Source organism: Pseudomonas sp. PS01303 (assembly GCF_029959385.1).
Classification (GTDB): Bacteria; Pseudomonadota; Gammaproteobacteria; order Pseudomonadales; family Pseudomonadaceae; genus Aquipseudomonas; species Aquipseudomonas rustica.
Genome location: NZ_JASCPK010000190.1, coordinates 1 through 8,891, shown reverse-complemented (window position 1 = coordinate 8,891; position 8,891 = coordinate 1). Strand labels below are relative to the sequence as shown.

Here is an 8,891-nt window from a genome sequence, read left to right as displayed (position 1 = left end):
ACCTGTAGGAGCTGCCGAAGGCTGCGATCTTTTGATCTTGATCCTTAACAACAAGATCAAAAGATCGCAGCCTTCGGCAGCTCCTACAGGGGGATCGATGTTGTTATTGGGTGGCGGTGTAGACCTGACGGCCGCCGAACCAGGTCTGCAACACCTGGGTGTCATGCAGGGCTTTGTTGTCGACGCTGAACACGTCGCGATCGAGGACGATAAAGTCCGCTTGCTTGCCCGGCGTCAGCGAGCCGATCTGTTTCTCCAGGCCAATCGTGCGCGCCGCATTGACGGTGTAGGCGTAGAACATGGTGTCTCGATCCAGACGCTCATCAGCATTGAGCACGCCCAACGGCCCTACGCGGGTGATCGCCTGCGCCATGGCGTTGAACGGGTTCGGCGTCGACACCGGCCAGTCGCTCGCGCCGGCAATTGTCGCGCCTTGCTTGAGCAGCGAATGCGCCGGGTACTGATAGCGGAAGGCGAGGGCGCTGACGTAGGGCTTGATCATGTCGGTGGTGTAGTCGTCGGCGCTGGCCCACAGCAACTGCATCGAAGCGATGACGTTGAGCGGTTTGAAACGGGCGAACTCTTTCGGGTTGACCATTTGCAGGTGAGTGATCGAGTGAGTTACGCCGCTCTGGCGATCCTTGCGTGCCTGGGCGATGCCGTTCAGCGATTCACGTACCGCGCGGTCGCCGATGGCGTGGATGTGCACCAGCCAGCCACGTTGGTCGATGGCGCTGACCAGTTCGCCGAAGTGCTGCGGATCGATCAGCAGTTCGCCCTGTTTGTGCGAGTTGCTGTAGGGGTCGATCATCGCCGCGCTTTGCGCCGGGAATTCGATCACGCCATCGGCGAAGATCTTGATGCCGGGCAGGGTCAGGTTGGGAATGCCCTGAAATTGCTGGCGCACCTTGTCCAGCGTATCGAGATCGGCGGGCACGCTTTTCGGATTGGCCACCAGCAGCGCCGCGACGTGCACACTCATGTCGCCGCTTTCCGACAACGCTTTATAAGCCGGCAGCACGCCGACGGTTTTTTCGGTGGGTTTGAGCGCGAACACCGCTTCGCCCGGTGCGGCGTTGGCGGCGGGATCCATCCACGCGGTAATGCCAAGGCTGTTGTTGTAGCGCACCGCTGATTTCGCGGCCTTCAACATGTCGGCGGGGCCTGGCACCGGCATTTTCGAGGCGACCCGATCCCAACCGGCATCGACCACAAAACCGTTCGGCTCGCCGCTGGCCAATTTGCCGATGGTGTCTTTTTCCGCGTCGGGCAGGGTTTTCAGCAGGGCCGCGTCAATCCCGGCACGCTTGAGCATCACATTGTTGGCCCACGCCGTGTGGTGGTCGCTGCCGATAAACACCACCGGCACATCGGCCCATTCGCCGCTGTTGAAGGTTTTGCCCAAGGCCTCTGCCTGCGCCCAATACACCGAACTCATGCCGGCAATGCTCAGCACGTCGCCGTGTTTCGCCTTGCCGTCTGCACGCCAGTCGCGCAGACGCTTTTGCAGTTCGTCGAGGCCGACGACTTCGTCTTCCATGTTCGCCGAAGTCATCTCCAGTCCACCGAAAATCGCGTGGGAGTGGCTGTCGATCAGCCCGGGCATCAATGCTTTGCCCTTGAGGTCGATGACTTGGGTGCCGGGTTCGATCAGCGCTTTGATCTGCGCGTCGGTACCGACCTTCAGCACTTTGCCGTTCTCTACGGCGAGGGCCTGCACCTTGGGTTGCGCGCGGTCGGCGGTGAAAATCTTGCCGTTGAGCAGGATCAGATCAGGGGCGGCCATGGCTTCCATCGAGGCAAAACTTACAGCGGCTACCAACAGACTCGGGATGAATCTTTTCATTGAAGATTTCCTTGTTATTGCGTCTGATGGCGAGATTAGTAGCTGTCAGCGGCTGACAGAACGCCTCCCTCACGAAAAACGTTTTTGCCTGAATGGAAAAAGCATGGACAAGTTGGGCGCATTAAAGATGTTCGTGGTCACCGCGCAACTCGGCAGTTTCAGCCGCGCCGCCGAACAGTTGGGCAAGACCCCGTCGGCGCTGACCAAAGCGGTCAATCATCTGGAGTCGGAGTTGGGCGCGCGGCTGTTCGAGCGCAGCACGCGGCGGATTTTGCTCACGGAAATCGGCCGTGTGTACCTGGAAACCGCGCGACTGGTGTTGCAGCGCCTCGACGAGGCCAGTGAAGAAATCGAGCAGTTGCAGCACGGCTTGCGCGGTAGCCTGAAAATCACCGCGCCGCTGGCCTATGGGCGGGCGTTTCTCGATCAAGTGTGTGACGGATTCTTACAGCAATATCCGCAAATCAGCCTGCAAGTGGATCTGTGCGATGCGTTCGTCAATTTGCTGGAAAGTGGTTATGACCTGGCGTTGCGCGAGGGCCATGATGATTTGCCCGGGCTGATTGCGCGGGTGGTCGGCAGCAATCGCCTGGCGTTGTGCGGTAGCCCGGAATACTTGGCGCGCAAGGGTTTGCCGGTGAATCCGCAAACCCTTGAACAGCATGAGTGGCTGCTTTATCAGCATCCGTTGCTTAGCCGCGAATTCTGGTGGGCCGAGCGCGATGGCCAGCCTTTGAGTCTGGCGCAACCCACCGCGCCGTTGTTGCGCAGCGATAATTACGATTTGTTGCTGGCCAGTGCTCTGGCCGGGCGCGGTTTGCTGCACACGCCGCTGTGGAGCGCCGCGCCGTACATTGCCGACGGGCGATTGGTGCGGGTCATGGCGGATTACGAGATCGACCCGGACACCTTTGGCCCGCACATTCTGGCGGTGTACCCGAGCCATCGGCGGGCCACGGCCAAGGTTGTCGCCTTCATTGATTACATCGCCGAATTCCTAGCCGAACGCGGCTTAAGCTGACTCACCGCACTGATCGTTCCCACGTTCTGCGTGGGAATGCCTCTGGGGACGCTCTGCGTCCAGTGACGCGGAGCGTCACGGGCTGCATTCCCACGCGGAGCGTGGGAACGATCAACGTGGGGTGGGCCGACCTGCGGCGCTTGTCAGGAAAAAGCCAAAAGAGTACAAATGTACTCCATGACGAACCTCACTCCCCGCCGTACCGCCATCCTGACCTTTATCCGCGATCGAATCGCCGAACACGGTCAGCCCCCAAGCCTCGCTGAAATCAGCGAGGCTTTTGGTTTTGCCTCGCGCAGCGTGGCGCGTAAGCATGTGCTTGCGCTGACCGAAGCCGGTTTTATCGAGGTCAATCCGAATCAGGCCCGAGGCATTCGTTTGCTCGGTCAGCCGCCGCGCCCCGAACTGCTCGACATTCCCGTGCTCGGCCGCGTCGCTGCCGGTGCGCCGATTGGCGCCGATGCCGAGATCCATAGCCGTTTAATGCTCGACCCGGCGCTGTTCTCGCGCACACCCGATTACATGCTTCGGGTACAGGGCGATTCGATGATCGAGGACGGCATTCTCGACGGTGATCTGGTCGGTGTGCGACGTAATCCCGAAGCGCTTAACGGCCAGATTGTCGTGGCGCGCCTCGACGGTGAAGTCACCATCAAACGCTTCGAACGGGTTGGCGACGAAGTGCGCTTGTTGCCGCGCAACCCGGCGTATCGGCCGATTGTCGTGCGTGACGATCAGGATCTGGCCATCGAAGGGGTGTTCTGCGGTCTGGTGAGGCAAGGCTGATGGGCGCCGTCGTTGCGTTGGATACGCTGTTCAATGGCGGCCAGGTCTGGAAGGGCCGGCCTGCACCACCGGCCGCCAGCCCGCAACCGACCGGGCATGCGGAGCTGGACGCGGCACTGCCCAGCGGTGGCTGGCCGGAAGCGGCGTTGAGTGAAATCCTCTTGGCCGGCCCCGGTGTCGGCGAACTGCAACTGGTCTGGCCGACGCTGGCGCGATTGTCGGCGGCGGGTGAGCGCATTGTGCTGGTGGCGCCGCCATTCGTTCCGTACCCGCAGGCGTGGGAAAGCGCCGGGGTAGATCTGCGCCAGTTGTCAGTGATTCAGGCCAGTGAGCGCGATGCCTTGTGGGCAGTCGAACAGTGTTTGCGTTCAGGCAGTTGCGGCGCGGTGCTGTGTTGGCCGCACAAGGCTGATGATCGTGCGTTGCGGCGTTTGCAAGTGGCGGCGGAAACCGGTCAGACCCTCGCATTCGCTTGGCGTCCATTGAGCGAAGCGGTCAACCCGTCACCAGCGGCGTTGCGCATCGCCATCGACGCCAAACCCGCACAATTGCGCGTGCTCAAGTGCCGTGGCGGCTTGGCGCGTACGACGCCGATTGCCTTTGCCGTGGGTCATTGAGGTCAGCATGCGCTGGGTCTGTATTCTTTTTCCGCAATTGGCCTTGGACGCGGTGCTGCGTCAGCGCGCTGATCCGGATGAACCGTTAGTGCTGCTCAGCGGCCCGGCTCAGCGCCGAGTGCTGCAAGCAGTCAACCCGGCCGCGCGCAAACTTGGCTTGCGTGCCGGACAGTCGATGACCGCCGCTCAGGCGATGAGCAAAGGTTTTGCTACCGCCGATTACGAGGCCGCCGAAGTCGAACACTGGCAGCAGTTTCTCGCGGCGTGGGCTTACGGTTTCAGCGCGCAGGTCAGCGTGCATTACCCGCGCACCGTGGTGTTCGAGATCGAGTCCAGCCTTGGTCTGTTTGGTTCCTGGGCGCAGTTAGAAGCGCGTTTGCGCAAGGAACTGACCGAGTTGGGTTTCCGCCATCGCATCGTTGCCGCCCCCAATCCAGTGGCGGCGCGGGTGCTGGCCAATGCTTACGACGGTTTAGTGGTGCCCGACGGCGAAGCTTTGCAGCATCACCTCGGCCAGTTGCCGGTTGACCGCGCGGGTCTGGAACCGGGCGTGGCCACGGCGTTGTCGCGCATGGGCCTGCGCAACCTCAGTCAGGTGCAGAGCCTGCCGCGTCAGGCGCTGGCCCGGCGTTTCGAAGCGCAGATGCTTAAACACCTCGACACCTTGTTCGGTGCACGACCACTGGCGCTGGAGTTTTACCTGCCGCCGGATCGTTTTGATGTACGCATCGAGCTCAACTTCGACGTGCAATCGCATCAGGCCTTGTTGTTCCCGTTACGGCGTTTGACCGGTGATCTGTCGGCGTTCCTTTGTGGGCGTGACAGTGGCGTGCAGCGTTTTGATCTGCATCTGGAACATGCCGGGCTGTCGGACACCGTAATCAAAGTCGGCCTGCTCAGCGCCGAACGTGATCCGGCGATGCTTTTCGAACTGGCCCGCGGGCGGCTGGAGCAAGTGCAGGTCGAGGCGCCGGTGCGCGGCTTTCGTCTGCGCGCCGAAGATCTGCCGAGTTTCGTCCCGCAGTTTCAGGAGCTGTTCGATGACCGCCCGCAGCAGACGCTGCCGTGGGAGCAGTTGCGCGAACGCCTGCGCGCGCGTCTGGGTGATGAAGCGGTGCAGGGTTTGCGCTTTCAGGCTGATCATCGACCGGAGTGCGCCTGGCAGCACGGCGTCGATAAACAGCGCTGCGCCGTGTTGCCCGGCGTGCACCGTCCGGGCTGGTTGCTCGGTGAGCCGCAGAGTGTGCCGCAAGGTTCGGCGCGGATTCTCATGGGCCCGGAGCGCATCGAATCCGGCTGGTGGGACGGTGACGATGTACGCCGTGATTATTACCTGATCCAGAACCGCGCCGGTCAGCAAGGCTGGGCGTATCGCGCGGTGGGTGAGGGCGGGCCGTTGTGGCTGCAAGGCTGGTTCGCATGAATGACGGCTATGCCGAATTGCACTGCCTGTCGAACTTCAGTTTCCAGCGCGGTGCCTCCAGTGCCCTTGAACTGTTTCAACGGGCAAAAAAACACGGCTATCAGGCGCTGGCGATCACCGATGAATGCACGCTGGCCGGGATCGTCCGGGCCTGGCAAGCGGCGAAGTCGGTTGAGCTGCCGCTGATTATCGGCAGCGAAGTGCGCATCGAAAACGGCCCGAAACTGGTGCTGCTGGTGGAGAGTCTCGCCGGTTATCAGGCGCTGTGCGGCTTGATCACTCGCGCCCGGCGGCGCACCCAGAAAGGTCAGTATCAGGTACTGCGCGAAGATTTCAGCGAGCCGCCACCGGGGTTGCTGGTGTTGTGGGTGCCGGACTCGCTGGATGACATGGAAGAGGGCCGCTGGCTGAAGCAGACGTTCGGCGAGCGCCTGTGGCTGGCGGTGCAATTGCATCGTGGCCAGGACGATCAGCAGCGTCTGGCGAGGTTATTGAGTCTGGCCGGCGAACTGCAGATTCCCGCCGTGGCCAGCGGTGATGTGCACATGCACGCCCGTGGTCGGCGCGCCCTGCAAGACACCATGACTGCGATCCGTCATCACGTGCCGGTGGCCGAGGCCGGGTTGCGCCTGCATCCCAATGGCGAGCGGCATTTGCGCAGTGTCGAGGTGTTGCGCGAACTGTATCCGCCAGCACTGCTGGAGGCGTCGGTGACTCTGGCCCGGCGCTGCACTTTCGATCTCGGCGAGTTGCGTTATCAGTACCCGAAAGAGTTGGTGCCGGAGGGGCACAGCGCCAGTTCCTGGTTGCGCCAACTGACGAAAGAGGGCATCGCCTGGCGTTGGGAGAAGGGCGCGCCCTTCAAGGTGTTGAGGCAGATCAACAAGGAATTGCAGCTGATCGCCGAGCTCGGCTACGAAAGCTACTTCCTCACCGTGCATGACGTGGTGCGCTTTGCCCGCGAGCAAAAAATCCTCTGTCAGGGCCGTGGCTCGGCGGCCAACTCGGCGGTGTGTTTTGCCTTGGGCATCACCGAGATTAATCCGGATCACACCACGTTGCTGTTCGAGCGGTTCATGTCAAAAGAGCGCAACGAGCCGCCGGACATCGACGTCGACTTCGAGCACGAACGCCGCGAAGAAGTCCTGCAATACGTGTTTCGCCGTTATGGCCGTCATCGTGCGGCGCTGACGGCGGTGGTCAGCACCTATCACGCGGCCGGTGCCGTACGCGACGTGGCCAAGGCCTTGGGCCTGCCACCGGATCAGATCAACGCGCTGGCCGATTGTTGCGGCCACTGGAGCGACGAAACGCCACCGCTGGAGAGTTTGCTTGAGGGCGGCTTCGACCCTGACAGCCCGGTACTGCGGCGAGTGTTGAGCCTGACCGGCCAATTGATCGGTTTCCCCCGGCACCTTTCACAACACCCCGGCGGGTTCGTGATTTCCGAGCAACCGCTGAGCATGCTGGTGCCGGTCGAAAATGCGGCGATGGCCGACCGCACGATCATTCAGTGGGACAAGGACGACCTCGACGCGGTCGGCCTGCTCAAGGTGGATATCCTTGCCCTCGGCATGCTCAGTGCGATTCGCCGCTGCTTCGACCTGCTGCGCCGGCATCGCAATCAGGATTTGAGCCTGGCGACGATTCCTTCCGAAGACAAACCGACTTACGAGATGATCAGCCGCGCCGACACCATCGGCGTGTTCCAGATCGAATCGCGGGCGCAGATGTCGATGCTGCCGCGCCTGAAACCGGCGACGTTTTACGACTTGGTGATTGAGGTCGCCATCGTCCGGCCGGGGCCGATTCAGGGCGGCATGGTGCACCCGTACCTGCGCCGCCGGAACAAGGAAGAAGAGGAAACCTACCCGTCGCCGGAGCTGGAAGTGGTGCTCAAACGCACCCTCGGCGTGCCGCTGTTTCAGGAACAGGTGATGCAGATCGCCATCGTCGCCGCCGATTACAGCCCCGGTGAGGCGGATCAGTTGCGCCGTTCGATGGCCGCGTGGAAACGTCACGGCGGACTCGAACCGCACAAGGAACGACTGGCCGCCGGGATGAAGAAAAACGGCTATACACCTGAGTTCGCTGCGCAGATCTTCGAGCAAATCAAAGGCTTCGGCAGCTACGGTTTCCCTGAGTCCCACGCCGCCAGCTTCGCCTTGCTGACCTACGCCAGTTGCTGGCTCAAGTGCCACGAACCGGCGGCGTTCGCTTGTGCGCTGATCAACAGCTGGCCGATGGGTTTTTACAGCCCGGATCAGATCCTGCAGGACGCGCGCCGGCATCATTTGCAGATTCGCCCGGTCGATGTGCGCGCCAGCGATTGGGATTGCAGTCTGGAACCGATTGCCGGGGCACAACCGGCGATCCGCATGGGTCTGCGCATGATCAAGGGCTTTCGCGAAGACGATGCCCGGCGCATTGAAGCTGCACGCTCGCGCGGGATATTTGCCGACATCGCCGACATCGGCGAACGGGCCGCGCTCGACAGTCGGGCGCAGGCGTTGTTGGCGGATTCCGGCGCGTTGCGCGGCCTGGCTGGCCACCGGCATCGGGCGCGCTGGGAAGTCGCCGGGGTGCAGAAACAACTGGGATTATTTGCCGGCTTGCCGAACCAGGAAGAGCCTGATGTAGTGCTGCCCAAGCCGAGTGTCGGTGAGGATTTGCACGCGGATTACACAACGATTGGCACCACGCTGGGCCCGCATCCTCTGGCGCTGTTGCGCGGTGAATTGAAGGCACTGCGCTGCCGCAGTTCGCAGGAGTTGCTCGATGTCGAGCATGGCCGGCCAGTGAGCGTTGCCGGACTGGTCACCGGGCGGCAACGACCGGGTACCGCCAGTGGCGTGACCTTCGTAACCCTGGAAGATGAGTTCGGCAACGTCAACGTGGTGGTCTGGCGCGACTTGGCTGAGCGTCAACGGCAGGTGCTGGTCGGTTCGCAACTGCTCAAGGTGGATGGCCGCTGGGAACGCCAAGGCGAAGTTCGCCATTTGATTGCTGGACGCTTGAGCGACCTCAGCCCACTGCTCAACGGCATCCGCGTGCAAAGCCGCGATTTCCACTAATACGCTGCCCCCTTGTCTGATCGTTCCCACGCTCTGCGTGGTAACGCCTCCCGTGACGCTCCGCGTCACAGGGGACGCGGAGCGTCCGTAGCGGCATTCCCACGCAGCGCGGGGGAACGCTCGA

General features: G+C 62.2%; 6 protein-coding genes. 5 read left to right on the top strand and 1 reads right to left on the bottom strand.

The genetic code is table 11. The features are described 5' to 3' along the window. Positions 1-103: 103 nt before the first annotated feature. Entirely contained in the window at positions 104-1,846 is a 1,743-nt protein-coding gene (locus QMX93_RS28115) for an amidohydrolase (protein ID WP_282358783.1), read from the bottom strand. A 103-nt stretch (positions 1,847-1,949) separates the two neighbouring features. Between QMX93_RS28115 and QMX93_RS28110 the strand changes: the two genes are divergently transcribed. The 5 genes from QMX93_RS28110 to QMX93_RS28090 all read left to right on the top strand — a co-directional run bounded on the left by QMX93_RS28110 (position 1,950) and on the right by QMX93_RS28090 (position 8,767). Further along, entirely contained in the window at positions 1,950-2,867 is a 918-nt protein-coding gene (locus tag QMX93_RS28110; protein WP_282358781.1) for a LysR family transcriptional regulator, read from the top strand. Positions 2,868-3,035: 168 nt separating this feature from the next. Then, positions 3,036-3,653 (top strand): transcriptional repressor LexA, encoded by a 618-nt coding sequence (gene lexA, locus QMX93_RS28105; RefSeq protein WP_282358780.1) that lies wholly within the window; start codon positions 3,036-3,038, stop codon positions 3,651-3,653. Continuing rightward, the gene (imuA, locus tag QMX93_RS28100) at positions 3,653-4,270 is read left to right on the top strand and encodes a translesion DNA synthesis-associated protein ImuA (RefSeq protein WP_282358778.1); all 618 of its coding nucleotides are present in this window, start codon (positions 3,653-3,655) and stop codon (positions 4,268-4,270) included. The genes lexA and imuA overlap by 1 nt, the downstream gene beginning before the upstream one ends. Positions 4,271-4,277: 7 nt before the next feature. After that, entirely contained in the window at positions 4,278-5,693 is a 1,416-nt protein-coding gene (locus QMX93_RS28095; RefSeq protein ID WP_282358776.1) for a DNA polymerase Y family protein, read from the top strand. Further along, on the top strand, positions 5,669-8,767 hold the full coding sequence (locus QMX93_RS28090; RefSeq protein WP_282358775.1) for an error-prone DNA polymerase: 3,099 nt from the start codon (positions 5,669-5,671) through the stop codon (positions 8,765-8,767). The genes QMX93_RS28095 and QMX93_RS28090 overlap by 25 nt, the downstream gene beginning before the upstream one ends. Positions 8,768-8,891 lie beyond the last annotated feature (124 nt).

Coding starts and splice junctions, on each gene's coding strand:
- QMX93_RS28115 (WP_282358783.1), bottom strand. CDS start 1,846: ATGAAAAGATTCATCCCGAGTCTGTTGGTAGCCGCTGTAAGTTTTGCC.
- QMX93_RS28110 (WP_282358781.1), top strand. CDS start 1,950: ATGGACAAGTTGGGCGCATTAAAGATGTTCGTGGTCACCGCGCAACTC.
- lexA (WP_282358780.1), top strand. CDS start 3,036: ATGTACTCCATGACGAACCTCACTCCCCGCCGTACCGCCATCCTGACC.
- imuA (WP_282358778.1), top strand. CDS start 3,653: ATGGGCGCCGTCGTTGCGTTGGATACGCTGTTCAATGGCGGCCAGGTC.
- QMX93_RS28095 (WP_282358776.1), top strand. CDS start 4,278: ATGCGCTGGGTCTGTATTCTTTTTCCGCAATTGGCCTTGGACGCGGTG.